30 protein-coding genes are annotated in these 24738 nt (G+C 48.4%); 27 read left to right on the top strand and 3 right to left on the bottom strand.

The window, feature by feature from the left end; all coding sequences use genetic code 11:
* Positions 1-66: 66 nt before the first annotated feature.
* The 13 genes from NSU01_RS19335 (at position 67) to NSU01_RS19275 (ending at position 10762) form a co-directional block, all read left to right on the top strand.
* Positions 67-621 carry a DUF402 domain-containing protein gene (locus NSU01_RS19335; protein ID WP_039299253.1) on the top strand — a complete coding sequence of 185 codons (555 nt, stop codon included), beginning with the start codon at positions 67-69 and terminating at the stop codon, positions 619-621.
* A 2-nt stretch (positions 622-623) separates the two neighbouring features.
* Positions 624-1280: a YdcF family protein gene (locus NSU01_RS19330; protein WP_042137901.1), complete on the top strand. Its 657-nt coding sequence runs from the start codon at positions 624-626 to the stop codon at positions 1278-1280.
* 90 nt (positions 1281-1370) lie between these two features.
* A complete protein-coding gene (locus NSU01_RS19325; RefSeq protein ID WP_042137900.1) occupies positions 1371-2342 on the top strand; it encodes an AAA family ATPase in 972 nt (323 codons plus the stop codon).
* A gap of 35 nt (positions 2343-2377) precedes the next feature.
* Entirely contained in the window at positions 2378-3667 is a 1290-nt protein-coding gene (gene hflX, locus NSU01_RS19320; RefSeq protein ID WP_039299242.1) for a GTPase HflX, read from the top strand.
* 178 nt (positions 3668-3845) lie between these two features.
* Positions 3846-5099, top strand: coding sequence for a methionine gamma-lyase family protein (locus tag NSU01_RS19315; protein WP_042137898.1), 1254 nt, complete (start codon positions 3846-3848; stop codon positions 5097-5099).
* 349 nt (positions 5100-5448) lie between these two features.
* Positions 5449-5985 carry an ATP-binding protein gene (locus NSU01_RS19310; RefSeq protein ID WP_076243000.1) on the top strand — a complete coding sequence of 179 codons (537 nt, stop codon included), beginning with the start codon at positions 5449-5451 and terminating at the stop codon, positions 5983-5985.
* Between the two features lie 278 nt (positions 5986-6263).
* Positions 6264-6674 (top strand): MerR family transcriptional regulator, encoded by a 411-nt coding sequence (locus tag NSU01_RS19305; protein WP_019910684.1) that lies wholly within the window; start codon positions 6264-6266, stop codon positions 6672-6674.
* Between the two features lie 29 nt (positions 6675-6703).
* The gene (glnA, locus tag NSU01_RS19300; protein ID WP_039299225.1) at positions 6704-8032 is read left to right on the top strand and encodes a type I glutamate--ammonia ligase; all 1329 of its coding nucleotides are present in this window, start codon (positions 6704-6706) and stop codon (positions 8030-8032) included.
* A gap of 341 nt (positions 8033-8373) precedes the next feature.
* Entirely contained in the window at positions 8374-8886 is a 513-nt protein-coding gene (locus NSU01_RS19295; protein WP_076243001.1) for a hypothetical protein, read from the top strand.
* 148 nt (positions 8887-9034) lie between these two features.
* On the top strand, positions 9035-9367 hold the full coding sequence (locus NSU01_RS19290; protein WP_042137891.1) for a hypothetical protein: 333 nt from the start codon (positions 9035-9037) through the stop codon (positions 9365-9367).
* A 147-nt stretch (positions 9368-9514) separates the two neighbouring features.
* Positions 9515-9658, top strand: a complete 144-nt coding sequence (locus NSU01_RS19285; RefSeq protein WP_197072940.1) for a hypothetical protein — start codon at positions 9515-9517, stop codon at positions 9656-9658.
* A gap of 2 nt (positions 9659-9660) precedes the next feature.
* Positions 9661-9936 carry a M15 family metallopeptidase gene (locus NSU01_RS19280; protein WP_076243003.1) on the top strand — a complete coding sequence of 92 codons (276 nt, stop codon included), beginning with the start codon at positions 9661-9663 and terminating at the stop codon, positions 9934-9936.
* A gap of 322 nt (positions 9937-10258) precedes the next feature.
* On the top strand, positions 10259-10762 hold the full coding sequence (locus NSU01_RS19275) for a hypothetical protein (RefSeq protein ID WP_076243004.1): 504 nt from the start codon (positions 10259-10261) through the stop codon (positions 10760-10762).
* A gap of 322 nt (positions 10763-11084) precedes the next feature.
* Here NSU01_RS19275 and NSU01_RS19270 read toward each other — a convergent pair whose 3' ends face one another.
* Entirely contained in the window at positions 11085-11429 is a 345-nt protein-coding gene (locus tag NSU01_RS19270; protein ID WP_042137886.1) for a hypothetical protein, read from the bottom strand.
* Positions 11430-12567: 1138 nt separating this feature from the next.
* Here NSU01_RS19270 and NSU01_RS19265 point away from each other — a divergent pair.
* The 6 genes from NSU01_RS19265 (at position 12568) to NSU01_RS19240 (ending at position 14735) form a co-directional block, all read left to right on the top strand.
* On the top strand, positions 12568-12744 hold the full coding sequence (locus tag NSU01_RS19265) for a hypothetical protein (RefSeq protein WP_156118654.1): 177 nt from the start codon (positions 12568-12570) through the stop codon (positions 12742-12744).
* A 15-nt stretch (positions 12745-12759) separates the two neighbouring features.
* Positions 12760-13119, top strand: a complete 360-nt coding sequence (locus NSU01_RS19260) for a hypothetical protein (RefSeq protein ID WP_042137882.1) — start codon at positions 12760-12762, stop codon at positions 13117-13119.
* A gap of 104 nt (positions 13120-13223) precedes the next feature.
* Positions 13224-13448 (top strand): hypothetical protein, encoded by a 225-nt coding sequence (locus tag NSU01_RS19255; protein WP_305954185.1) that lies wholly within the window; start codon positions 13224-13226, stop codon positions 13446-13448.
* A gap of 53 nt (positions 13449-13501) precedes the next feature.
* Positions 13502-13687 carry a hypothetical protein gene (locus NSU01_RS19250; RefSeq protein ID WP_039299211.1) on the top strand — a complete coding sequence of 62 codons (186 nt, stop codon included), beginning with the start codon at positions 13502-13504 and terminating at the stop codon, positions 13685-13687.
* A gap of 80 nt (positions 13688-13767) precedes the next feature.
* Entirely contained in the window at positions 13768-13989 is a 222-nt protein-coding gene (locus tag NSU01_RS19245) for a hypothetical protein (RefSeq protein WP_144026006.1), read from the top strand.
* A gap of 188 nt (positions 13990-14177) precedes the next feature.
* A complete protein-coding gene (locus NSU01_RS19240) occupies positions 14178-14735 on the top strand; it encodes a hypothetical protein (protein ID WP_042137880.1) in 558 nt (185 codons plus the stop codon).
* A gap of 86 nt (positions 14736-14821) precedes the next feature.
* Here the strand turns inward: NSU01_RS19240 and NSU01_RS19235 are convergent, their stop codons facing one another.
* Together NSU01_RS19235 and lexA are read right to left on the bottom strand one after the other, a co-directional pair.
* Positions 14822-15160 (bottom strand): L,D-transpeptidase, encoded by a 339-nt coding sequence (locus tag NSU01_RS19235; protein ID WP_076243005.1) that lies wholly within the window; start codon positions 15158-15160, stop codon positions 14822-14824.
* Positions 15161-15296: 136 nt separating this feature from the next.
* Positions 15297-15923: a transcriptional repressor LexA gene (gene lexA, locus NSU01_RS19230; RefSeq protein WP_039299199.1), complete on the bottom strand. Its 627-nt coding sequence runs from the start codon at positions 15921-15923 to the stop codon at positions 15297-15299.
* Positions 15924-16119: 196 nt separating this feature from the next.
* Between lexA and NSU01_RS19225 the strand changes: the two genes are divergently transcribed.
* From NSU01_RS19225 to NSU01_RS19190, 8 genes are all read left to right on the top strand, one after another.
* Positions 16120-16533, top strand: coding sequence for a LysM peptidoglycan-binding domain-containing protein (locus NSU01_RS19225; protein ID WP_076243006.1), 414 nt, complete (start codon positions 16120-16122; stop codon positions 16531-16533).
* Positions 16534-16643: 110 nt separating this feature from the next.
* Entirely contained in the window at positions 16644-16853 is a 210-nt protein-coding gene (locus tag NSU01_RS19220; protein ID WP_042137875.1) for a DUF896 domain-containing protein, read from the top strand.
* 47 nt (positions 16854-16900) lie between these two features.
* Positions 16901-17428: a hypothetical protein gene (locus NSU01_RS19215; protein ID WP_042137873.1), complete on the top strand. Its 528-nt coding sequence runs from the start codon at positions 16901-16903 to the stop codon at positions 17426-17428.
* Positions 17429-17462: 34 nt separating this feature from the next.
* Entirely contained in the window at positions 17463-18248 is a 786-nt protein-coding gene (locus NSU01_RS19210) for an HAD-IA family hydrolase (protein ID WP_042137871.1), read from the top strand.
* A gap of 226 nt (positions 18249-18474) precedes the next feature.
* Positions 18475-18897, top strand: a complete 423-nt coding sequence (locus tag NSU01_RS19205; protein ID WP_042137869.1) for a FixH family protein — start codon at positions 18475-18477, stop codon at positions 18895-18897.
* 118 nt (positions 18898-19015) lie between these two features.
* Complete coding sequence (gene metH, locus NSU01_RS19200) at positions 19016-22453, top strand: methionine synthase (RefSeq protein ID WP_042137867.1); 3438 nt, start codon at positions 19016-19018, stop codon at positions 22451-22453.
* Between the two features lie 227 nt (positions 22454-22680).
* Positions 22681-23631, top strand: coding sequence for a ribonuclease Z (gene rnz / locus NSU01_RS19195; protein WP_042137866.1), 951 nt, complete (start codon positions 22681-22683; stop codon positions 23629-23631).
* A gap of 294 nt (positions 23632-23925) precedes the next feature.
* Complete coding sequence (locus NSU01_RS19190; RefSeq protein ID WP_076243007.1) at positions 23926-24714, top strand: TIGR01457 family HAD-type hydrolase; 789 nt, start codon at positions 23926-23928, stop codon at positions 24712-24714.
* Positions 24715-24738 lie beyond the last annotated feature (24 nt).

Genomic DNA, 24738 nt, shown 5'->3' with positions numbered 1-24738 from the left:
GATATTTTGAGTGTCTAAGCGAAATGTGTTAAGCTGAAGGCACCATTATCTGAGAGGGTTATTCATATGAAACGTAAATTCGGAGACCGGGCCAACTGGCGCCGGATTACGCGCCGCCATTTTGCCTGCCGCTATGTGGAAACCCGGGAATTCAGCGGTTACATTACACTGTATACCATTTACGGGTTGAAGGAGCCGCTGTGGAAGAGCTATGGCAGGCATACATACCGCATTGCGGACAAAGGGTATTCATGGCTGCAGTATTTTCCCAAAGACAGCCACTATATTGTGACGGCCATGTTTGACGAACGGCAGAATATTGTACAATGGTATATCGACACCTGCAAGGTTCAGGGAGTAACAGACCAAGGGGTTCCCTGGTTTGATGATTTGTACCTGGATGTTGTGGTGCTGTGGAACGGTGAAGTGTTCTTGCTGGATGAGGATGAGCTGGAGGAAGCGCTGGAACGGGATGATATTACAGACAGTGACTATAATTTAGCCTGGTCTACAGCGAATACGATACTGCGCAGTATCGATGCTCATGCCTTCCCTTATTTCTCCCTTTCACTGAAGCACCGTGCCGAATTGTTTCATCACGGAGAGTTCAGGAGGAAATAATAATGGAATGGTATGTCTATCAAAGAGGATCATCTCCCATTCGCAGAGTCACCCGGAAGCGCCACTACCGTATGAAGCGCATATTGTGGGCTGCACTGATACTGATTATCGTTGCCGGACTGATCTGGTGCGCTGTGGCATTTAACAGAATTAACAGTGCAGAAACAACCGCGCCTATGGTGAAAGCGGATGCAGGTGTAATTCTGGGCATGTCGATGTGGGGGGATGAACCCAGTCCGGGTCTGAGGGAGCGGCTGGATTATGCGCTTGAGCTCTATCGTTCAGGAGTATTCACCCATTTTGTGGTTTCCGGAGGTCTGGATCACCCCGATTACAAGTATACTGAAGCCGAAGGAATGAAGAGGTATCTGGCGGCACATGGTGTTCCGGAGGATGTGATCTATCTGGAGAATCAGTCTACCAGCACCTATGAGAATCTTCTGTTCAGTAAGGCTGTCATGCAGCAGGAGGGCTTGTCTTCTGCGGTTATCATTACGCATGATTTCCATGGCCGCCGTGCGCTGGAGATTGCACGTGAGCTTAAGTTCACGAACCCGGAGCTTGGGGTTACGGAGTCTGAGGTCATGTCGATGTTCAAGTACAAGACACGCGAAATTCTGGCCTATACCAAATGGAAAATGCAGCAGTTATCTTTATAAATCTGCTAATTTCGGAAACTGCTAATAACACCCCCTGTACCGGAATAGACTGTTTAGAGCAAGTCAGCCCTGTATAATGAGGTGAACAAGGTGAACGGACATGTAGCGGCGGCAAGTGGACGGGATGAAGGAAGACCGTCACGGCAGATCAATATTGTGCTGAGGAATCAGGATCCGGCGCCGGTGGCCAGCTCACCCGCAGACAGTGCCAGCGGACCGGCCCCCTCCAAAAATCACAGTCACAGCGGACTGTTCCAGGAACTCAGCCGGGAACTGGACGCGTTAGTAGGTCTGGATAATATCAAAGAGCTAGTTTTTGAGATATATGCCCTGCTGCAGGTAGCGCAGATGCGCAGTGAAGCCGGACTCGCCAGCGGGGGCCAGGCCTATCATATGGTCTTCAAGGGAAATCCCGGCACAGGCAAAACAACCGTAGCACGTATTGTTGCGAAGCTGTTCCAGCGGATGGGTGTGCTCAGCAAAGGCCATCTCATTGAAGTGGAACGGGCCGATCTGGTGGGCGAATACATCGGGCATACTGCACAGAAGACGCGGGATCTGGTGAAAAAGGCGTTGGGCGGCATTCTTTTTATCGATGAGGCCTATAGTCTGGCCCGTGGGGGAGATAAGGATTTCGGCAAGGAGGCCATCGACACACTGGTGAAATCCATGGAGGATCACCGGAGCCAATTTGTGCTGATTCTGGCCGGTTATTCCGGAGAAATCGACTATTTTCTGATGAGCAACCCCGGTCTGCCCTCACGGTTTCCGATTCAGGTGGAATTTCCTGACTATACGATTGACCAGCTGCTGCAGATTGCCGAGCTAATGGCCAAAGAACGCGATTATATTCTGATGCCGCAGGCCATACTCAAACTTAAGCAGGCTTTACTGCTTGAAAAAACAGAAAGTCTGCATGCCTTCAGCAACGCAAGGTACGTGCGCAACAGTATTGAGAAGGCGGTGCGCTCGCAGGCGGTACGGCTGCTGAATCAGTATGAAAGCACAAGTCCCGGCAAGCAGGAGCTGATGACCCTGCGGACGGAGGATTTCAAATTGTAAGATATGAATGCATACAGATAAGGAGCACTTAATTAATGGCAATCACCACACATGATACCCAAACAGATGTTCAGGACCGGGCAATACTCGTCAGTCTGGTCACGGACAAAATCAAACGCACGGGCATTGATCCCGAGCTTTCACTCCAGGAGCTGGTCCAGCTGGCTGAAACGGCCGGAGTGGAAGTGCTCGATGTCATCCGGCAGAACAAGGAAACCCCGGATTCCAAATGGTTCATCGGTAAGGGAAAGGTAGAAGAGCTGCGGATGGCCGCTGACGGACTGGGTGCCAATACGGCGATCTTCGACCAGGAGCTGTCCGGAGCACAGGTACGGAATCTGGAGGAGTCTCTGGATCTGAAGATTATTGACCGGACCCAGCTGATCCTTGATATTTTTGCCGGCCGGGCAAAAACCCGGGAAGGCATCATTCAGGTAGAGCTGGCGCAGCTCTCCTATCTGCTTCCGCGTCTGTCCGGACACGGCAAGAATCTGTCGCGGCTCGGCGGCGGGATTGGTACGAGAGGTCCAGGGGAGAGCAAGCTGGAGACTGACCGCCGTCATATCCGCGACCGGATTACCGAGCTGAAACGCCAGCTTGATGAGGTCGTCAAGACGCGTGAGCTGCACCGTGAACGCCGCCGTAAGAGCGGCGCTGTACAGGTGGCACTTGTTGGCTATACCAACGCCGGCAAATCCACGCTGCTGAAGCAGCTTACAGATGCGGATGTCTATATTGAGAACCAGCTGTTTGCGACCCTCGACCCGACTTCACGCGTGCTCCAGCTACCTGGGGGTAAAGAAGTTGTCCTTACAGATACTGTAGGGTTCATTCAGAACCTGCCGCATGATCTGGTAGCCTCCTTCCGGGCTACACTGGAGGAAGTGAATGAAGCGAATCTGGTGCTGCATGTCGTTGATTCCTCTTCGCCGATGCGTGAAGAGCAGATGGATGTTGTCCAGTCTATTCTGCAGGATCTGGGAGCCGCAGGAAAGCCTCAGATCGTCTTGTTCAACAAAACCGATCTGTGCCAGCCGGAGCAGCTGGAAATGCTTCCTACAGGTCCGGGCTTCCTGAAGATCAGTGCTTTTAATCAGGATGACCTGACCAGGATTACGGAGATTATCAGCGATGAACTGGCCGGGGACACCCTTATCTTCCGGATTCCCGGGGACCGGGGAGACCTGTCATCACTGCTCTACCGGGTTGGAGAAGTACTTGAGCAGAATTATGACGGGAATGACGTACTCTATAATGTTCGTCTGAATAAAGAGGACTACGATAAATGGAGCTACAAGCTTGCTGAGTTTATCGAACCGCAATAAGTGCAAGATAGGTACAGGCATTACAAGTCCCCGCACAGCCTCAGTTCTGCTTCGTATCATTCGGGGCAGGCGCTGCTGTGCGGGGTTTCTCGCTGAAACGCACACCGTTCCTCTTGGAATCGCGTAGATGTGTTCAGCTTTGACAAGTAAAAGTAGGGTAAGGAGAGATTGAGGGGAAATGGCAGTATTTGCAGAGGATCTATTACAGGCAGCGGAAGCTGCAGAGCTTGAAATTGAAGTTGCCGTTAAGCGGCTGGATAAAATTGTAGATCATAATCAGTGGAAGGTCATTGAAGCCTTTCAGCGCCAGCATGTCAGTGATTTTCATTTTGCCGGGTCTACGGGATATGCCTACAATGACCGGGGGCGTGAGGTACTGGATCTGGTCTATGCTGAAGTATTCGGCGCCGAGGCGGCGCTCGTACGCCCGCATTTCGCTTCTGGCACTCATACGATATCTACGGCGCTCTTTGGTGTGCTTCGTCCCGGAGACGAGCTTCTATACATTACAGGACGCCCCTACGATACACTGCATAAGGTAGTTGGCAAGGCCGGCGACGGGACAGGCTCTCTGGCGGACTTTGGCATCGGCTACCGCGAGACTGCACTGACGGCTGACGGTAAAATTGACTGGGACGAGGTTGCAATAGCGGTAAACGATAAAACTAAGGTCATAGGAATCCAGCGTTCCCGCGGTTATGATTGGCGTTCTTCCTTCACTGTTGCTGAGATTGGTGAGATGGTAGCGAAGGTAAAAGCGCTAAAGCCTGATGTAATTGTATTCGTAGACAACTGCTACGGAGAGTTCACCGAGACTCTGGAGCCCCCTCAGGTTGGCGCTGACCTCGTTGCCGGTTCATTGATTAAGAATCCTGGCGGCGGAATTGCCGAGACAGGCGGGTATATCTGCGGCCGGGCAGATCTGGTGGAATTGGCCGCATACCGCTTGACTGCTCCCGGGATAGGCGGAGAAGTCGGTGCCATGCTGGGGACGACGCGCGGACTGTATCAGGGGCTCTTCATGGCTCCGCATACCGTAGGGCAGGCTGTGAAGGGCAGTATTTTCGCTTCCGCTGTATTCCAGCGCTGCGGGTTTACGACCAAGCCTGCCTGGGATGAGCCGCGGACGGATCTGATCCAGGCAGTAGCTTTTGACGGACCTGAGCATCTGATTGCTTTCGTGCAGGGAATTCAGCGTGCAGCGGCAGTAGACAGCCACGTTGTTCCCGAGCCATGGGATATGCCTGGTTATGAGCATCCGGTCATTATGGCGGCAGGGACGTTCATTCAGGGCGGCAGTCTGGAGTTATCTGCGGATGCGCCGATCCGGGCACCGTATATCGGGTATATGCAGGGCGGATTAACTTATTCCCATGTAAAGTACGGGGTACTAATGGCCCTGCAAAGCATGAGAGAGCGCAATTTACTTTAATTAATTGTGAACTTACATTGACCGGACACTCAGCAGATGGCTGTCCGGTTATTTGCATTGGTGGATTGAATTAGAATTTCTCAAATTTGTCTACTTTCATAGAAGCCACTTCGCCGCATCTTTTGCAAATTGTCAATGTAAGCTTCGAACCAAAAGAAAAGTAGTTATTTACAGGCCTTACATTAGCGTAGCCCTCCAGCTTTCCTTCAGCAAAAGTGTTATTTCCGCAAGCTTTACAAATGAGATTATTCTGGTTCATAGAAGTCACCCCGTAGTAGTTTTATACTATATCTACGTAGTTTAAGGAGAAGCGTTCCCCTATGCTCAAAGTGAAGAGGAGATGAAGTCTATGCTGAATGAAGCGGCAGCGATAGAATATTTAACGCAACAAAACAATGTGAGCGAAGCTCCCGTTATAGTGATGATGTGCGGTGTGGCTGGCTCGGGGAAAACAACCTTTGCGCTGAAGCTGGAGAAAGCGGGATTCGTCCGGCTCTCGATCGATGAGGATATTTGGAGTACACATGGCCGTTTTGGTGTAGATTATCCGGAGCAGGCTTATGAATCCTTTAAGGAACAATCGGAAATCAGGCTGCGGGGGGAACTGGTGAAGCTGATTCAGGCGAAGCGTCATGTCGTTATCGATTTCAGCTTTTGGCAGCGGCAGAAGCGGGATGAATATAAACAACTGATTGAGCGTTATGAAGGCGTATGGGCACTGATCCATTTAAAAGTCCATCCGGACGAATTGCGCCGGAGGCTTCAGATCCGGAGCGGGCGTTTTGATGCTAATGCCGCTTTTCCAATCACGGAAGAGATTCTGACCCGTTTTTTGAGCGGATTTGAGACCCCGGCAGGAGAAGGGGAGCTGGTGATTGAAGGTTAGCCAGTCACATTTTCTTTTGAATAAGGAGTTTCTGAAAAGTTGGAGTCGTGCATGATGCGCGTTTGAGCGAAACTGTTTTCCAGTACGGAACTTTTGCTTGAGGATTGATCTATGTGATATACTGCGGGAAGCCAGGTCCCATGTAGCTGACACTTTGTTCACTTAATCTCTCATTGGCTTAAAGAAATCTTGTGAGAAAAACTCACATACCATTGACACGCCATATAAGGAAATGTACAATGAGATGAGAAAAAGATCATTGGAAGGTTGGATGAGTCATGGGTGATGAAATCCGCAGAAATATGGCATTATTCCCTATAGGAATCGTAATGAAGTTAACCGATCTATCTGCCAGACAAATTCGTTATTATGAACAGCACAGTCTGATCGTACCCGCGCGCACATCCGGCAACCAGCGTTTGTTCTCCTTTAATGATGTTGAACGTCTGCTAGAGATCAAGGCATTGATTGAGAAGGGTGTTAATATTGCCGGCATTAAGCAGGTGATGAATCCTGTCTCGAAGGAATCCGAAGAAGCTACAGTCATTACCCCTGATACAGAGGTTCGGCGTAGAGAGTTATCCGATTCACAGCTTCACCGTCTGCTTAAGCAGGAACTGGTTTCCGGTAAAAGACCGGGACAAGTGTCTCTAATCCAAGGCGAGCTATCCCGGTTTTTTAATAAATAACATAGAGATTTTGAAAGGGAGAGGGTAAAGTGAGCTTTTCTAAAGAGGATATTCTGCGTATTGCCAAGGATGAGAACGTCCGGTTTATTCGCCTGCAATTTACCGATCTGCTCGGAACAATCAAAAATGTGGAAATTCCCGTAAGTCAGCTGGAAAAGGCACTCGACAACAAAATGATGTTCGACGGTTCCTCCATCGAAGGTTATGTCCGGATCGAAGAATCCGATATGTACCTGTATCCGGATCTTAGCACTTGGGTGATTTTCCCTTGGGTGACGGATAGTCGTGTTGCACGTCTGATTTGTGATGTGTATATGCCAGACGGAACACCGTTTGCCGGAGATCCGCGCGGTATCCTCAAACGTTGTCTGCTCGAAGCTGAAGAAATGGGCTTTACTGCTATGAACGTTGGACCTGAACCTGAATTCTTCCTGTTCAGAACAGATGAGAAGGGTAACCCGACCACTGAACTGAACGATCAGGGCGGATATTTCGATTTGGCGCCGATGGATCTTGGGGAGAACTGCCGCCGCGAAATCGTACTGACGCTTGAAGAAATGGGCTTTGAAGTGGAAGCCTCCCACCATGAAGTGGCTTCCGGCCAGCATGAAATTGACTTCAAATACGCCGATGCTATCAAGGCAGCGGACCAGATTCAAACCTTCAAGCTTGTCGTGAAGACGGTAGCCCGTCAGCACGGCCTGCATGCTACTTTTATGCCTAAGCCGCTATTTGGCATGAACGGATCCGGTATGCACGCACACCAATCCTTGTTCAAAGGCAACGAGAACATGTTCTATGACGAAAGTGACACACTGGGTCTGAGTAAAACAGCCCGTTATTACATGGCAGGGATTCTGAAGCACGCACGTGCTTTTGCTGCGATCACTAACCCGACTGTCAACTCATACAAACGTCTGGTGCCTGGTTATGAAGCTCCTTGCTACGTGGCCTGGTCTGCGAGCAACCGCAGCCCGATGATCCGTATTCCCGCTTCCAGAGGGCTCAGTACACGCGTTGAAGTCCGTAACCCGGACCCGGCAGCTAACCCTTACCTTGCACTTGCTGTAATGTTGAAGGCAGGTCTGGATGGAATCAAACGCCAGCTTGATCTTCCGGCTCCAATCGACCGTAACATCTATGTGATGTCTGAGGAAGAGCGGATTGAAGAAGGCATCCCAAGCTTGCCGTCCGATCTGAAGGAAGCCCTCAACGAAATGATCCGCAGCCATGTTATTACCGAAGCTCTGGGTGAACATGCGCTGGCCCACTTCTACGAACTTAAAGAAATTGAATGGGATATTTACCGGACCCAGGTTCACGAATGGGAAAGAGATCAGTATATGACGCTTTACTAGGATACAACAGCCCTTGGCGCTCTAAGCGCCGGGGGCTTTTTTGTTTGTGGGCGTGAGGGTGGTGGGGGTTGCTTAAATTAATGGTGGTGCCCACAAAATGCCCACAAATAAATAGTGGGAATTATTCGAGGATAGATTTCATGTAGCTGTTTGCAGAGTGGTTGTAAACGAAATGACATTATATTCAAAAATAGTCATATTTCGGCATTTTAAATTATCAATAAATTACATATTTGTGATAAAAAATGGATTCTAATGAACCATGGAAAATAAACATATAAAAGGATAATATTAACTTTGTAATCGGCCGATTAACGAAATTATCGAAAGGCGGAAGATCATTGAAATTTAAAAAGATTCTATCTGCACTTCTTGTCTCAGCTGTTCTTATGATACCTTCGGCATCAGCCTTTGCAGAATCCAATGCATATGCCGCTGAGGTAACACCATTTCTTATAGGTATTGGTGATTCTCAGGCATCTGCAATATCGCTTGTGCTAAGTAATGGGGTTGATGTGGCCACCGGTGGTGTTATTTATGACCTTTTTATACAAGACGCTTCCGAGAAAGATTGGTTTAAGTGGACCAATACATCTTCAAGTTTTAGGAGGGTTGCTGCTAATATAGGTGGTTATAGTGGAAATGGCCCTATCAGAGCGGGCTTCAAAATCAATTATAACAACGGTTTCGGTGAGACTGATTTGTATTATTCTGATAAGGCAAACACTACAAATACTCAAGTCTTGGGAAATATTTTTGTCCCACCTGGAGCCACAGTATACTTAGTAGTTGATGCTCCTAATTTAACAACACCTCCTTCGTACCATCTTAATTTTGCAGCCTACACTTTTTAACGGTTATAGTGCAAGCGCCTCTTGAATTTAAGAGGTGCTTATTTTTTAGAAAATGGAATGGATGAGAGCGCCTACGAAGGCGTTTTTATTTTGCCCTCGGAGTCGATCCGGGGGCTTTTACATTAGAGAGAGGAAAGGGGAGCGGGGGATGGGCACAGAGGTATCCACAATACAAGAGCTGCTGCCACTGGTTGAAAAGTGTGGGCTGTCGGTTGTCTTACTGTTCTTGTTTATCATATTTGCTTATATTCAGTGGCGGGCTGTCTCAAAAGGCGAGTTGGTTCCGCGTGCGATGCTGGATCGTGCCCTGGAGGACAATGACCGCCTGCAGGATATCCTGGACAAAGAACGGGCAGCTTTTACGCAGCCAACTCTTGAAGTACTGCAGCGATTAAAGGCAGATCATTCCGCCAATAGCGGAAATGATGAGGATAGGGTAGGACAACCGTGTGGAGTATTGTTCAAACGTCTATCGCCCTAGCACAAAAAGAGAAATGGAGCTGGCGCAGGCATCCCGCAGGGTTGCCTTTTCAATCGCACATGCATATGGGATTTCATTCATCTGTGCGCTGCTGCTTATAGCCGCGCTTTTTTTTGTAATTCCACACACGGTTCCGGTGATTCAGCGGTGTATGCTGCGTTGAAGTCCACAGCCTTGGCCGTAGCTCAAACCGGCACAACCCTGGGCCTGCTGATCCTGACGTATCTCATGTATACCCGGCGGCAGGATCTGTTTATGATCTTCCCGGCCGTCAAAGAGGGGGGGCTATAAAGATGCTGACGCTTGAACAGGTAAAGCTTAAATCCTTGTCGTGGCTGGGCTGCATACGGTCCTGGGTGACGGCTACAGTGGCGCTGATCGAGCGCTGCTACGCCCGGAGAGTCAATATAGTCATTACTCAGGGGCTGCGGACTATCTCGGAGCAGGATGCATTATACGCGCAGGACCGTACGAATCCCGGGCAGATCGTAACCAACGCCAAAGGCGGGACCAGTTGTAAATTGTCAGTCTCAAGTGAAAGCTTTATACGCCTCATACAAGTTTGGTAAGCGTTTGAAACAAGTTCTTCAGCCCTTGGCGCTCTGAGCGCCAGTTTTTTTGTTTATAGGCCAGGGGACTTTTCCTACTCAGTGCATCTAAAGCTCATGCTCCCCTTTGAATATCGAGGCTTTGTCCCTACATTAATATGCATGTAAAAATCCACATGACAGGAATGGAGGGGTTTGTTCATAATTCAACAACAATAGACATAAAATATCGGTAGAATATTATAAAAATTGACAACTTATGGACTATATAATAGCAAAAGGTAAAGATGTATTATTTAAGTGTAATCGGCCGGTTAACAATAGTTGGAAAGGCGGAAGAATTGTGAAAATCAAAAAGTTTCTTTCTGTTCTTCTTATCTCAGCTGTAGTAATGATCCCATCGGCTTCCGCATTTGCTGAAGAAAACATTTCAGCGGCCGAAATCACTCCTTACGTTGTTGGAATTGGTGATAGTAGAGAGAATGCACTTACCATTACACCGAATGAATACGGTGGTGCGATATATGATTTGTTCATCCAAAGTGCTACCGATCAAGATTGGTTTAAGTGGACAAATACAACAACAAATCTCAAAAGAATTGGTGTTCATGTGGGAGGATTTAGTGGTAACGGTCCTACAAGAGCGGGTATAATTATTAATTACAATAATGGTCTCGCTGAACTGGGCCCACTTTACACAGGAAAGGCAGGAACTGCTGAAGCGCAATCGTTTAGTAATGTTTTGCTTCCGCCTGGAGCAACAATATATGTGGTCGTAGATAATCCCAACTTCACTGCAATGACGCAGTATCATCTGAATTTTGCTCATTACAACATAAGTTTTTAAATCTAACATGGATGCACCTCGGAATTTTTTGAGGTGCATTTCTATTAAAAATTCATTTATCACATTAAACTGCTTTAAGGGTGTTTTAAGTTTGGTCTTGGAGCGATTTGGGCGTCTTTTTATTACATACTTTTAGAAATAGAGGGGAGCGGGAAGAAGGATGGTTCATTCATGTATAGGAATTATTCGAAAAACTGTGTTTTTTGTTAAATTCAGAGCATACAAAAAATAACCCGCCGGCTTATGCCTGACGGGTTATTTTTTGAATTAATAATTGTCGGTTTGGATGACAGAATTATCATTTCTTGAGCATCGTCAAGACTTAGTTAACTAAGATAATATAATAAAATGTAATACCATTCCCAAAGTCAGCTGCGACTGTACTGGTTCCAGGATGTAAGGCAGTAAACTTTCCTTCAGCCGGTATTATTTCAATGGATCCGTCATAATTAATATACCAAAAATTATAGCCAGTCAACCATATAGTTTCGCCTACTTGCATTCTAACAATAGCCTGAGTCTCGTCAATTGGTTTTATTACAGCATTTGGAGAAATTGAAGTTGAAGAGCTAAGAGTAGAAGATGGAGCTTCAGCAGCAAATGATGTCGATCCTACCGTAAAACATGCGGCAATAGTTAAAAGTCCAATAAGCAATTTCCTTTTCATGAATAGATAATCCTCCCAAAAAAGTATTTAGTTGCATGAAAAACAATACCCCTAATGGATAATAATGTATATGAGTAGTAAGGATGATTTGAAATGCGGTATTATGTAAGAAGGTATATAAATAGGTCGAAAAATAATAAAATGTATTAAAATGGTTGTAATTGCCTAGGACTAAATGATCGGAGCTTGAAGCGGAATGAAAATAACTTAAGAGCATTATTTGAAAAATAGAAAAGGCATTGTGCTAATAATCGTAGGATTAATTGTTGCGGGAACAGCGCAGATTAAGCTGGAGAAAAGAGATAATAAAAAAAGAACCTTTAAAAGGTCCTTAGCGGGAAATCTCAGACAACTGTTTGGTATGGGCCTCTAACAACTCGACGACAATCATTTGCCCCGTGACGCCAAAATTCCTTAAGCAACGCAATTCAGCCAATGAAGCTTTCATCAAATCACCCACGGTGATGTAATTGCTATCATATAACGAATTAAGAATACGAGAAATGCTTTTAGGGTTTCTGGTCGATCTCTGTCTTAAGGTGTGAATAGGTCGTGGATATAGTCTACGGTCAATTTCAATGTAAGACATGAGGGGAAGAGTATCTCTAGTGGACAATCTTGTGATGTCTCCCTTCATATATCTGGTAATTATTATAAATATATGAGAATATATTTCAATCCTTTTTTTACAAAATACACATAAAATACAAAATTTTCATTTAGGATAATAGATATTTAATAGAGCTATTGAATTAAAGCGACTCACCGGACTAATGGCTGACGGGTTATTTTATCTACATCCCAATGGTTAGCCGGATGGTTTATTTTACATAATGTACCATGTCCTATATACTAGATCATATACACACTAAAGGAACCCTTTGCAGGTGCTTACCCTGAGAATCACTTTTATGACTAAGGATAGGCTGAAGTGAAGCATGTGTTTAGAGGGTTTGGGCTTGGGGACTATTGCTGTTACAGCTGATACTGGCCGTGGTTGTTGCGGTGCCGGTATTTCCTTTTTAATAAATAAGATACATAGGGGTATGAAATGAGAAATAAATATGTAAGTATTATTGCAATGATCCTATTATTAACGCTAATTTGTTCTCAGGCTGGAGCTGCAGAAGGAACTGGCATGTCAACTGAAACCAGGGAACGGATTATAGAGCAATATGGGCTGGATTCACCGGTAGCAGGTAGTCCGGACTGGAGCGGAATGGATGTGGGGATAAGCGGGCCGGTTGATGTACTGGTTATAATCTGCAGGTTTATTGTGAGTCCGTTAGTGTTCACGATTCAAGAAATATTATAGCTGGAGGGAATAAACATGAACCCACGATATGATGCTCCGCAGCCTGAACCCAGAGCCCGCAAGAAAACAGCGGCGAAACTGTCTTTCGTAATTATAGTAGTACTGGTTTTACTAGCAGTCATGAATCCGGGCAAAGAGGACTTTGGAGAATACGCGGTGAATCATCTGGAGGAAACACTGGGGGGAGGGCTAGCTGGAGGAATTACCAGTATGGTCGCTCAGCCTATGGTCGAATCGTTTACAATCCGGGAAAATCACATTCTGTTCTCCACCTTCAGCATACCTGATATTCAAGACGGTAAGACATTTATCGGTGATATTAAGGCAAAGCGCAAATACCTCGGGCTGTTTAAGATCATTTTCATCAAACTCTAAGCTCTAAATAGGGTATACATTTTGTTCCAGAACCCGGTATAATTGAACTGATTTGTGTGCTCTATGAATCCTTATCATTCTTGCGTGTGCACTAAGGAGGAAAGATGTTGAATACTGCGTATAAAGTTCTTTCAAGTGATGCTGATATATTCGCGGCGGCACTTGCCCAGGTGAAGGTCTATGTCGTTCAGCTGATCGAGGGTAAACCGCATGTTATAGCTGATTACGCCGGACCTGTACAGAAATGGACGCCGGAGTATGTATTGCTGGCCGGAATGACCTATAGACGTGACGAATTTGAGTTCCGGGTAAGGCTGCCCAAGAAGTAAAAGCAGGTAAACGCTTCGGGGTAACGAATTAGAAGCTGAGGAGGTGGTCGCAAGTGAGTAAAGTTATTTTTGAGCTTCAGTATGTGAATGGGCAAATTGAAGAGCTAGAATCTGTGTTTGAATCGGCGGCAGAAGCCAGAACCTATCTGACATCCGGTGGTTTGACAGGCTGGATTCCAGCAGGAGGCAAGTATCTTAATCCTGTAAATATTATCTCCATCAAAGTCAAAGAAAGCTAATTATAATATTACTGCCAAATCACACAGTCTCCGAAGCCAATCTTTGCATTTCTTATACTATAAAACGTAAAAGAGGTGTAATGATGACGCAAAGAGAACGAAACAGAATCCGCAGAGCAATTAATGCTCTGCTCGCACAAAGAGCAATCCTGCTGGAAAGACTTGAGGAAATTAATGAGAACCTGCGCAGATTTCCAAGCGGTTCACGTGCCAGAAGAGAATTGCTGGCTGCCAGAGCATCCATCCGTGAAGCAATTCGTTTAAATACTATTGCTATCCGGTTGTTGCGCAGCGTGTTGTAGTCAGTAGGCAAAGGATATGAATCCACTCAAAGACATCCTTGCGGATGTCTTTTTGGCGTGCGATTGAGACTGTGGGAGGCTCAGAGTATAATTAATCGATGAAGAGTATGAGGCTTGAGGAACAGCTACATATCAGGATAACATGGTGAACAAGCTGCACAAGAGCTTGATACAGGAAGGTGTGAAGAATGGACGATCAATTACGCCAGCGTTTGGGACTGCCGGAAATACAGGATAGTACACTGTCTGTTAACGCAGATCCGGTGATGGAAGAAAGTTCAAAATGGGATGCAGCCGGATCCACCGTGCTGAATGTCTCCAGAGAAGATGTGGAGAAGGGACGGCTGGAGAGCTATTTGCGTGAATTTAAGAAATATGAGAAGAAGCGGCTACGGGGCAAAATCATAATTATATTCAATGGGTATGAGCAGGATCGCCGGGAAGTCTATCAGGTTCGGGAGATTACGAACTGGGTTGACCGTCTGCTCAAGAACGTGCCTCATTTGTTCTATTTCCTCAGCAGAGACAATTACGCGATGCGGATTGCGTTCTTTTGTCTGTCTGAGGTGGTGGGCCGCTCCGGGATGGAAGTGTCCATCACCAAAGAGCAGGGACGCAGGCTGATCGAGAAAGTTACCAAGAGTGCATTGGTCTACGCCAAAAAAAGCAAAGACTCACCTGCGGAACAGTGGAGTCTGGCTGAATATATTCTGGACGAGCTTGGTTATGAGCAAACTGTGCAATAATGCTGTGAAGAACCCCTTTGGCGAAAACCCGTCAGAGGGGTTCTTGTGTTCAATATAGAAATTTATAGGCGGCTGCATGACTGCGGCTACTCCCTGATGGTTACACGGGTGCCAATGGGAATGATAGCAGCCAACGCGACCACGTCCTGGTTATACATGCGGATACAGCCGTGGGAGACCATGTGGCCGATGGAGGAAGGGTCAATGGTTCCGTGAATTCCATAATGTGGCTTGGACAGGCCCATCCAGAAGGCTCCGAACGGTCCGCCCGGGTTGGGCTGCTTGTTAATGATCGTGTACTCGCCTACCGGCGAGACGGTCAGCATCCGGCCAATGCCGACAGGAAATCCTCTGGTTACGGTGTCATTATCAAGCAGATAAAGCATGCGCTGTGAAAGGTCGACAATAATTCGATAGTTGGGCATGGGATCAGCACTCCTTTGTAACAGGATATGTGCGGATAGCTAAAGCGGTTCGGAGTTTGGGCAAGCGTAACAGGATCTAAAGAGGAAAAAGGCTGCTTCGCGTGATGCGGAGCAGCCTGATTATGGAGGAGAAAGATTAATGGATATCGCGGAATAATCCAATGACTCTGCCCAAAATAGTAACGCGGTTAAGGCGGAGAGGCTCGTAAGCCGGGTTCTCCGGCTGCAGCCGGATATGATCACGTTCTTTGTAAAAGGTCTTAACGGTTGCTTCATCTTCTTCAGTCATCGCAACAACGATGTCACCATTGTCAGCGGTTTGCTGTTGGCGGACAATAACATAATCGCCGTTCATAATACCGGCATCAACCATGCTGTCGCCGAGTACAGAAAGCATGAATACCTTGTTATCCCCTACGTAATGAGTAGGAAGCGGGAAGTAATCCTCAATATTCTCTGTAGCGGTAATAGGAACACCAGCAGTAACCTTGCCAATTACAGGGATACGGGTAACCGTCTGGACGAATTGATGTACATTCTCTGAATCTTCCTGGCCGAGCAGTTCAATTGCACGCGGCTTCGTAGGATCGCGCCGGATCAGGCCTTTCTTCTCAAGCCGGTCCAGATGACCGTGCACTGTAGAACTGGAGGCCAGGCCAACAGCTTCGCCAATTTCCCGAACGGACGGAGGATAACCCTTGCTGCGGACTTCGTTACGTATAAATTCCAGGATCGCCAGCTGGCGACTCGAAATCTTTGACATCGGAATCAACCCCATATACTATGTTTGGGAAAATTATAACATAGAACTGCCGTTCGTACAAACATAAGTTCTAAATTGTGAGAATTATAGCCTGAAAAATAAAGGGAACAGTTGTTCGAAAAAACTATTGATCAAAACACATGTTCGTGTTATATTATTTTCGAAAGTAAGAACAAGTGTTTGGAGGACGATGTTTATGTTAAAATACAGTACCTACAATAGTATCTACAATGAGGATATCAAGGTGTCCGCTCCCGGTAATCCATTACCCCATAATCCATTGGCACAATTCAGAGACAAGACCCTTCGCCTGCTGTCTGTACTTACCTCAATATTCCGCCAGGTCAGCTTTATCAAGATATCTCTGATACTATTACTCACGATCTCCGGATTTACAGTAGTCGGTAATGTGTTCGCTGGTTCTGTCACTTTAATGAAGCCTGAGAAACGGATAGTAGTTGAACGCGGAGACACCTTGTGGCGCATTGCCCTCAAGAATAAACCGGATGATATGAGGACTGCTGTATATATAGAAGGAATCAAGAAGTCAAATGGTCTGAAGGACAGTGGAATTAAGGCAGGAGATATACTGTCCGTGCCGGTATATTAACCGGAAGAAGCATAATGGTGTTCGACTAAGAGAGCTTTCAGGGGGTAGACCTTGACAAGCTCTTTTTCTCATGGCAAAGTTAGAATGAATTTATAGGGGAGGGGAAAGTATTGAATATTGACGAATTGGTCGCACGCATCAATGAATTGGCACGCAAACATAAGGAAAGCGGCCTGAATGAGGAAGAATTGGCAGAACGCGCCAAACTCCGCGAGATTTATCTGGGCAATATCCGCAGCAATTTCCGGGCCCAGCTTGATACCATTGAGATTGTGGATAATCCGGAGCATGAAGAAGGCAACAACGGACGTAAAGCTTAGTCTGCGGCCTTTTCATAGATAATACAGGATGACTAGGGGGAACTAACATGGCCCGTTCTTGGGAAAGAATGGTTCAACGCAACACCAAGCAAATCAATCAGCAAAGAAAGAAGCAGGGAAAAGAGACGATTTATGCAACGAGCTCTAAAGCTGCTGCAAAGAGCACCGATATTTTCAAAGGCCGGAATATTGTATTCCCTGTCGTATTGCTGTTGCTTGGCATTATGTTCTGGGTAGTCGGTTCCATTGATGAAGCGAAAGGAAGCGGAATACTGGCCAACTGGCTGGGGGTAGTGCTGTACTTCCTGCTTGCCGCGCTGCTATTCTTCCGCCGTCCGTTCCTTAAGGTGGAACGCGCCCGTCTGTCTACTATTAAATACAACCGTGAACGCTTTTTGCCAGCAGCTGAAATCGAGAAGATTACCTTGTCGCGCAGTGTAGTTACCATTAAGTATAAAGGCAAGCGCAAGCAGTGGATTTTCTCCAAGCTGATCAACCGGTATGATACCGCCGCTATGGCTGCACGCCTGGAACAATTCGGCAAGAACAACAACATTGAAGTAGTGCACGAATAGTAAGATAGACCAGCATAGGGAGTGGGAGAACGAAATGCCGATTACCGCCGTACTATTTGACCTTGACGATACACTGCTATGGGATGATCGAAGTGTGGAAGAAGCATTCCGCTACGCCTCTGAGGCTGCAGGGGATTCTGTTGATCCGCAGGAGCTTGAACAGGCGGTGCGCAGAGAAGCGCGTGCGCTTTATGAGTCTTACGAGACTTTTCCGTTCACGAAGCTGATCGGGATTAATCCTTTTGAGGCACTATGGGCTAACTTCACAGCTGGAGACCAGCCGGAATTCCGGCAGCTGGAACAGCTTGCTCCGGCCTACCGCACCGAATCCTGGCGCCGCGGCCTTGCCTCTCTTGGAGTGGACGATGAAGCGCTGGCGGAACGCCTCGCGGCCAAGTTCGCCGCTGAGCGCCGCAGCCGTCCTTATATATATGAAGAGACGCTTCAGGTGCTGGATGAGCTGCGCGGCAAGGTGAAGCTGCTGCTGTTGACTAATGGCTGTCCTGCACTTCAGCAGGAGAAGCTTGATGGTGTACCTGAGCTTATTCCGTATTTTGACCATATTGTCATTTCTGGAAGCTTCGGTAAAGGGAAACCGGACAAGACAATCTTCGAGCATGCCCTCGGACTGCTGGATATTACGCCTGAGCAGGGGGTCATGGTCGGAGATAAGCTTACGACTGATATTCTCGGAGGATTGGCCGCAGGTCTAACGACGGTCTGGATCAACCGGACGGCCAAGACTCCTGACCCGGACATTACTCCGGATTATCAGATCAGCCATCTTTCGGAGCTTCTGCCATTGGTACACTCCCTATAACTGAATTAGATGAAGCCGGTATCCTTATAGGATATTGGCTTTTTTGATATCCCTGCGAGGATTTGGACAAATGTAGTTCATGTATATGACTATTCTCATGTGATAGGGCGGTTAACGAAGCTTATTTCCGACAAGTTGAATAAAATGTGTATAATAAGGAAGAAAGCAATCTGACTTTCGTTGTTAACATGAAGATGAATCTATCGATGAACCGGGAGGGCTCCAGATGATTAAGCCAAAGATACTTAGAGGTCTCATTTGCATTGTCATGGGTATGACGCTTGCCGGCTGTTCAGGGAATAATGAAGAGGATATGTATATGCATGCAGCTGCTGATTCCTCAATGGTACCTATCAAGGTAGAGCTAAGCTGGAGTCCGGAGGAAATATCCGTTAACGACAAGGTGATTTTTAAAGCAGTCATTAGTCAGGACGGAGAAGTTGTTGAGGACGCCAAAGAAGTGATCTTCGAAATTGTAGATAATGCAGAGCCAGGCAAGAGCACTCAGCTGAAAGGGGCAAGTGACGGAGAAGGAGCTTATATAAGTGAACGTACATTTGAGCAAGCCGGCAGCTATACGGTCACTTCCCATGTGACTGCCCGGACGCAGCACTCTATGCCGTCTAAAGAACTCACGGTACAGCCATGATGAGCTTGTAAGCTGTAGCTATACTGTCAATACAAATAATGCAGGGTGGAAAGGAAGGCTTTCCGAATTCCCTTTATTCTGCTAAACTTACTCTAATGTTTTACTGGGGGGATTGAAAGTGGCCAAATTCACACTTGCAGAAAGCTTGCAGCAACGCATATTGATACTAGACGGAGCCATGGGCACAATGATTCAACAGGTGCCGCTTACCGGCGAGGATTTCGGCGGGGATGAGCTGGATGGCTGTAATGAAATGCTGGTGCTTACCCGGCCGGAGGTGATTCAGGATATTCATGAGAAATATCTGGAAGCCGGTGCGGATCTGATTGAGACCAACACATTCGGCGCCACCTCTGTGGTGCTTGCAGAATATGATATCCCGCAGCGGGCCCGGGAGATTAACCTGGAGGCTGCCAGACTGGCGCGTAATGCCGCAGATAAATATGATACACCTGAGCGCCCAAGGTACGTTATAGGGGCAATGGGACCGACAACCAAGACACTCTCTGTAACCGGAGGAGTAACATTCCAGGAGCTTGTGGACAGCTATGAGGAGCAGGCGGTCGCGTTGATCGATGGCAAGGTAGATGCCCTGCTGCTGGAGACTTCCCAAGACACGCTGAATGTGAAGGCCGGAAGTATAGGCATCCACAATGCCTTCGAGAAAAGCGGAATTACACTGCCGGTGATGATCTCAGGTACCATCGAACCGATGGGGACTACGCTTGCGGGGCAGAACATCGAGGCCTTCTACATTTCGCTGGAGCATCTTAAGCCGATCTCTGTCGGATTAAACTGTGCGACCGGACCGGAATTCATGCGCGATCATATCCGTTCGCTGTCGGCCATTTCTTCAGCAGCGGTAAGCTGCTATCCGAATGCCGGGCTTCCGGACGAGAACGGCAACTACCATGAATCTCCGGATTCACTTGCCCGCAAGCTTGCCGGCTTCGCCGAGAAGGGCTGGCTGAACATTGCCGGCGGCTGCTGCGGCACAACCCCGGATCATATCCGGGCGATGGCCGAAGCCCTGTCGGCATATCCGCCGCGCGGGCTGGATGGCATCCATCCGCCGGCACTCTCCGGCATAGAGCCCGTGTACATTGAGAGCGATAACCGTCCTTACATGGTCGGTGAACGGACCAACGTGCTGGGATCTCGGAAGTTCAAGCGGCTGATTGTCGAAGGCAAGTATGAGGAAGCTTCAGAGATTGCCCGCGCACAGGTGAAGAGCGGAGCGCAGGTCATTGACGTCTGCGTGCAAGACCCTGACCGTGATGAGACAGAGGATATCAAACGTTTCCTCGAGCTGGTAGTGAAGAAGGTCAAAGTCCCGCTGATGATCGATACCACCGATCCGAAGGTGATTGATCTGGCCTTGCAATATTGCCAGGGGAAGGCGATTATTAACTCCATTAACCTTGAAGATGGTGAAGAGAAATTCGAGCTAGTGACTCCGCTGATTCATAAATACGGTGCTGCGATCGTTGTGGGCACAATTGATGAAACCGGGCAGGCGATTCTCGCTAAGGACAAGCTGGAGGTTGCCAGACGTTCATACGATCTGCTGGTGAACAAATACGGGCTGGCCGCTGAAGATCTGATCTTTGATACCCTTGTATTTCCTGTCGGAACAGGTGACGAGCAATATATCGGTTCTGCGAAAGAGACGATTGACGGTATCCGCCTGATCAAGGAAGCTCTGCCTTCCGTTCATACAATTCTGGGCATAAGCAATGTATCTTTTGGGCTGCCGGAAGCGGGCCGTGAAGTGCTAAACTCAGTGTTTCTCTATGAGTGCACCAAAGCCGGGCTGGATTATGCAATTGTGAATACCGAAAAGGTGGAGCGTTATGCCTCCATTCCGGAAGAAGAACGCAAGCTTGCCGAACAGCTGATTTATAATACGAATGACGATACTTTGTCTGCGTTCGTAGCGGCTTTCCGGGAGAAGAAGGTCGAGAAGAAAGAGAAGATCTCCAATCTCTCGCTGGAAGAACGTCTCGCCTCGTATGTCGTTGAAGGAACCAAGGAAGGGCTCATTCCTGACCTGGACGAAGCCCTGAAGTTATCCGGTCCGCTTGAGATTATTAATGGTCCGCTGATGGCGGGGATGTCGGAAGTCGGCAGATTGTTCAACAACAATGAATTGATTGTTGCTGAAGTGTTGCAAAGCGCTGAAGTGATGAAGGCCTCGGTCGGTCATCTGGAGCAGTTTATGAAGAAGGATGAGACCTCGGTTAAAGGAAGAATAATGCTCGCAACCGTTAAGGGCGATGTGCATGATATCGGCAAAAACCTTGTGGAGATTATCCTCTCCAATAATGGTTACGAGATCGTCAATCTGGGGATAAAGGTTCCGCCAGAGAATATAATTGAAGCCTTCCGCAAGGAAAAAGCTGACGCCATCGGATTATCCGGCCTCCTGGTGAAGTCGGCGCAGCAGATGGTACTGACGGCGCAGGATCTGCGCGCTGCCGGTATCGATGTGCCGATTATGGTCGGCGGTGCGGCATTAACCCGCAAGTTCACCAAGACCCGTATCCGCCCTGAATATGACGGCCTGGTACTATACGCCAAGGATGCCATGGACGGCCTGGATATCGCCAACCGGCTGATGAATCCGCTGGAGCGGGGCAAGATTGAGGAAGAGGTACGCCAAGAGGCAGAGGCTGCCGTTGCTGTAGCTCCTCAGCAGCCGCTTCCCGAGCTGACGCGTGCCGTCCGCTCCAAGATTTCAGCCGATGCCCCTGTGTTTTCCCCGCCGGATCTGGAACGTCATGTCCTGCGAAATTATCCGCTTGGACATATTATTCCTTATGTGAACATGCAGATGCTGCTCGGTCATCATCTGGGGCTGCGTGGTTCCGTGGAAGCGCAGCTGGCAGCGGGAGATGCGCGTACAGTGGAATTGAAAGAAACCGTAGACGATATTCTGCATCAGGCGATGCTGGAAGGTACCATTGTTCCACATGCCATGTATCAGTTCTTCCCGGCCCAGTCGAGCGGGAATGATATCCTGATCTATGACCCGCAGAACGCTGCCAATGTGCTGCATACCTTTACCTTCCCGCGGCAAAACGTTGAGCCGTATCTCTGCCTCGCCGACTTCCTGAAGCCGGTGGACAGCGGGGTTATGGATTACGTCGGGTTCCTGGTCGTAACCGCCGGCCATGGTGTACGTGAATTGTCCACTGAGCTTAAGGACCGGGGAGATTATCTCCGTTCCCATGCCCTGCAGGCAGTAGCGCTGGAGGTGGCAGAAGGCCTGGCTGAACGCGTTCACCATATGATGCGGGATACCTGGGGGTTCCCGGACCCGGCGGATATGACGATGAAGCAGAGACACGGGGCGCGTTATCAGGGAATCCGTGTATCCTTTGGCTACCCGGCTTGCCCGGATCTGGAGGATCAAGGGCCGTTATTCAAGCTGCTGTCTCCGGAGGATATCGGAGTTCACCTTACCGAAGGCTTCATGATGGAGCCGGAGGCTTCGGTATCGGCTATGGTATTTGCACATCCTGAAGCACAGTATTTCAATGTGGAGAAGCTGTAAACTGCCCTGATTGATCATCACCCGTCAGAAGGGCCTGTGCCCGTCATAGCGGAACCTCCCGTCACCGGGAGGTTTTTTGCTGGGAATATAAGAATTTTATAGGTAACGTATCCGTCTGATTCCGCTTGAAAGATGCTTTCAGCGCCAAAACAGAGTAGAATTCTTTTCATAAGAACCGGCATGATAAAAATAAGGTGAGAAGTACGAGAGAAGAGAGGAGGGGCATAATGGAAATTTATTTCTTGGGAACAAATGCCGGGGTACCGACACTGCAGCGGAATGTAACCTCAATCGCCCTCAGGCTGCTTGAAGAACGGCGTACGTTCTGGATGTTCGATTGCGGAGAAGGGACGCAGCATCAGGTTCTCCGTTCACCGCTGCGGCTGGGCAAGCTGGAGAAGCTGTTTATCACCCATTTGCATGGTGACCACTTGTTCGGCCTTCCGGGGCTGCTGTCGAGCCGTGGCTATCAGGGCGGTACATCACCGCTTACAGTGTATGGACCCCCGGGGATCAAAGCTTATCTGGATATTTCACTGTCCGCAAGCCAGTCGCGAATCCCTTACAAGCTTGAGATTATCGAGCACTGCGGCGGGCTTGTATTTGAGGATGACACGTTCAAGGTTGAGTCGGGACTGCTGGAGCATAGAATTGACAGCTATGGGTACCGGGTAACGGAGAAAGACAGTCCGGGCAACCTCGATGCAGAGCTGCTTAAGAGTTACGGGCTGAAGCCGGGACCGCTGTACGGCAAGCTGAAGAGAGGCGAAGATATTACAACTGAAGACGGGACTGTAATCCGGGCAGCGGATGTGATCCATGCGCCGAAACGCGGCCGTATTGTTACTATTCTGGGCGATACCCGTCCTTGCGAGGGAACACTGCCGCTGGCACAGGATGCTGATCTGATCATTCATGAGGCTACCTTTGCTCATGACCTGGCGGATATGGCCTACCAGTATCATCACAGTACAGCCCGGCAAGCTGCGGAGCTGGCACGTGAGGCAGGCGGGCGTGAACTGCTGCTGACCCACTTCAGCTCGCGGTACAGCTCACAGGAGGAGCTGATTCCACTCCTGGAAGAGGCGCAGGCCATCTTCCCCAATACACTGCTGGCGGAGGAATTCTGCACCTTCCCGGTCCACCGGAGAGCCGCGGGAAATGCCCCCGGGGAATGAATTATTTTCCGGGAAAGCGCAGGAAATGACAGGGCTGTGCCATAAAAAGCCTGCCGGTACTGCGGTTCGCTATCGTTCGACGAAGTATGTTAAATTTTAAATAGTTGGAGAGCTTTAAGCGTACGAAGCAGTAGAGAAATTGGCGAAACGGAGTAGCGGAAAAGCTAGGATGCCATTAAAAAACTCAATAACAGTGGGCTATAGCGGGAAATGGTTAGAAAATTGCGAAGATAATTTATAGCATTAACTATTAATGTGATGAATTAAATAAACGGGACTCAAACAGGGGGTATTATGAACAATATAGGTGGTTTGTTAATTGATCTGGACGGAACCTTGTATCACGGCGGCCGGATGATTCCGGATGCAGATCGGTTGATAGCAGCGCTGCGTAGAGCGGCTGTACCGTTCCTGTTTGTCACGAATAACTCTTCCCGCACAGCGGCAAGTGTTGCTGCACATCTGCGCGGGATGGGAATTGATGCGAATCCGGAAGAGGTCTGCACCTCATCGCTTGCTGCGGCACGCTACATTGCTGAGGAATCACCGGAAGCAACCGTGGCGATACTTGGAGAAGAGGGACTGGTGCAGGCCTGCGCCGAAGCGGGGTTGACCCTGGTCACGGAGAATCCGCAATATGTTGTCCAGGGCATCGACCGTTCTTTTACATATGAATCGCTGGCCCGGGCCTCGCGCTGGATCCGGGAAGGAGCCAGGTTTGTGCTGACCAACCCGGACCTGATGCTCCCCTCCGATAACGGGGTGATGCCCGGCGCCGGAACCCTTGGAGCTGCAATTGAAGCAGCCAGCGGGGTGTCACCTGTAGTAATCGGCAAACCGGAATCCCATCTGATTACCTATGCGACAACATTGCTGGGGATCACACCTGAGGAATCGGTTGTAGTCGGAGATAACATGCGTACAGACATTTCTGCCGGTGTAAATGCAGGGTGCCGCACGATACTGGTGCTGACGGGTCTGACCACACGCGATAATCTGGAGCACTACCAGACTGTTACGGGAGTTAAACCGGATGAAATTTGTGCTGATTTAGCTGAACTAATGGTACTGCTCGGTGTATAATGACAAAGGTATGCCTTTTACCAA

This window comes from Paenibacillus sp. FSL H8-0259, from assembly GCF_037963255.1.
GTDB classification, from domain to species: Bacteria; Bacillota; Bacilli; order Paenibacillales; family Paenibacillaceae; genus Paenibacillus_AQ; species Paenibacillus_AQ phytohabitans.
The sequence above is the reverse complement of the archived record's forward strand: the minus strand, read 5'-3'. Positions and strand labels throughout refer to the sequence as shown.

What these genes read in the sequence shown, in the direction of transcription:
- rnz (WP_042137866.1), top strand. Translation starts at nt 22,681, where the DNA reads ATGGAAATTTATTTCTTGGGAACAAATGCCGGGGTACCGACACTGCAG.
- NSU01_RS19265 (WP_156118654.1), top strand. Translation starts at nt 12,568, where the DNA reads ATGTCAACTGAAACCAGGGAACGGATTATAGAGCAATATGGGCTGGAT.
- NSU01_RS19190 (WP_076243007.1), top strand. Translation starts at nt 23,926, where the DNA reads ATGAACAATATAGGTGGTTTGTTAATTGATCTGGACGGAACCTTGTAT.
- NSU01_RS19270 (WP_042137886.1), bottom strand. Translation starts at nt 11,429, where the DNA reads ATGAAAAGGAAATTGCTTATTGGACTTTTAACTATTGCCGCATGTTTT.
- NSU01_RS19280 (WP_076243003.1), top strand. Translation starts at nt 9,661, where the DNA reads ATGCTGACGCTTGAACAGGTAAAGCTTAAATCCTTGTCGTGGCTGGGC.
- NSU01_RS19260 (WP_042137882.1), top strand. Translation starts at nt 12,760, where the DNA reads ATGAACCCACGATATGATGCTCCGCAGCCTGAACCCAGAGCCCGCAAG.
- NSU01_RS19245 (WP_144026006.1), top strand. Translation starts at nt 13,768, where the DNA reads ATGATGACGCAAAGAGAACGAAACAGAATCCGCAGAGCAATTAATGCT.
- hflX (WP_039299242.1), top strand. Translation starts at nt 2,378, where the DNA reads ATGGCAATCACCACACATGATACCCAAACAGATGTTCAGGACCGGGCA.
- NSU01_RS19335 (WP_039299253.1), top strand. Translation starts at nt 67, where the DNA reads ATGAAACGTAAATTCGGAGACCGGGCCAACTGGCGCCGGATTACGCGC.
- NSU01_RS19305 (WP_019910684.1), top strand. Translation starts at nt 6,264, where the DNA reads ATGGGTGATGAAATCCGCAGAAATATGGCATTATTCCCTATAGGAATC.
- NSU01_RS19290 (WP_042137891.1), top strand. Translation starts at nt 9,035, where the DNA reads ATGGGCACAGAGGTATCCACAATACAAGAGCTGCTGCCACTGGTTGAA.
- NSU01_RS19310 (WP_076243000.1), top strand. Translation starts at nt 5,449, where the DNA reads ATGCTGAATGAAGCGGCAGCGATAGAATATTTAACGCAACAAAACAAT.
- NSU01_RS19315 (WP_042137898.1), top strand. Translation starts at nt 3,846, where the DNA reads ATGGCAGTATTTGCAGAGGATCTATTACAGGCAGCGGAAGCTGCAGAG.
- NSU01_RS19235 (WP_076243005.1), bottom strand. Translation starts at nt 15,160, where the DNA reads ATGCCCAACTATCGAATTATTGTCGACCTTTCACAGCGCATGCTTTAT.
- lexA (WP_039299199.1), bottom strand. Translation starts at nt 15,923, where the DNA reads ATGTCAAAGATTTCGAGTCGCCAGCTGGCGATCCTGGAATTTATACGT.
- NSU01_RS19205 (WP_042137869.1), top strand. Translation starts at nt 18,475, where the DNA reads ATGATTAAGCCAAAGATACTTAGAGGTCTCATTTGCATTGTCATGGGT.
- NSU01_RS19330 (WP_042137901.1), top strand. Translation starts at nt 624, where the DNA reads ATGGAATGGTATGTCTATCAAAGAGGATCATCTCCCATTCGCAGAGTC.
- NSU01_RS19215 (WP_042137873.1), top strand. Translation starts at nt 16,901, where the DNA reads ATGGCCCGTTCTTGGGAAAGAATGGTTCAACGCAACACCAAGCAAATC.
- NSU01_RS19225 (WP_076243006.1), top strand. Translation starts at nt 16,120, where the DNA reads ATGTTAAAATACAGTACCTACAATAGTATCTACAATGAGGATATCAAG.
- NSU01_RS19210 (WP_042137871.1), top strand. Translation starts at nt 17,463, where the DNA reads ATGCCGATTACCGCCGTACTATTTGACCTTGACGATACACTGCTATGG.
- NSU01_RS19240 (WP_042137880.1), top strand. Translation starts at nt 14,178, where the DNA reads ATGGACGATCAATTACGCCAGCGTTTGGGACTGCCGGAAATACAGGAT.
- NSU01_RS19255 (WP_305954185.1), top strand. Translation starts at nt 13,224, where the DNA reads ATGTTGAATACTGCGTATAAAGTTCTTTCAAGTGATGCTGATATATTC.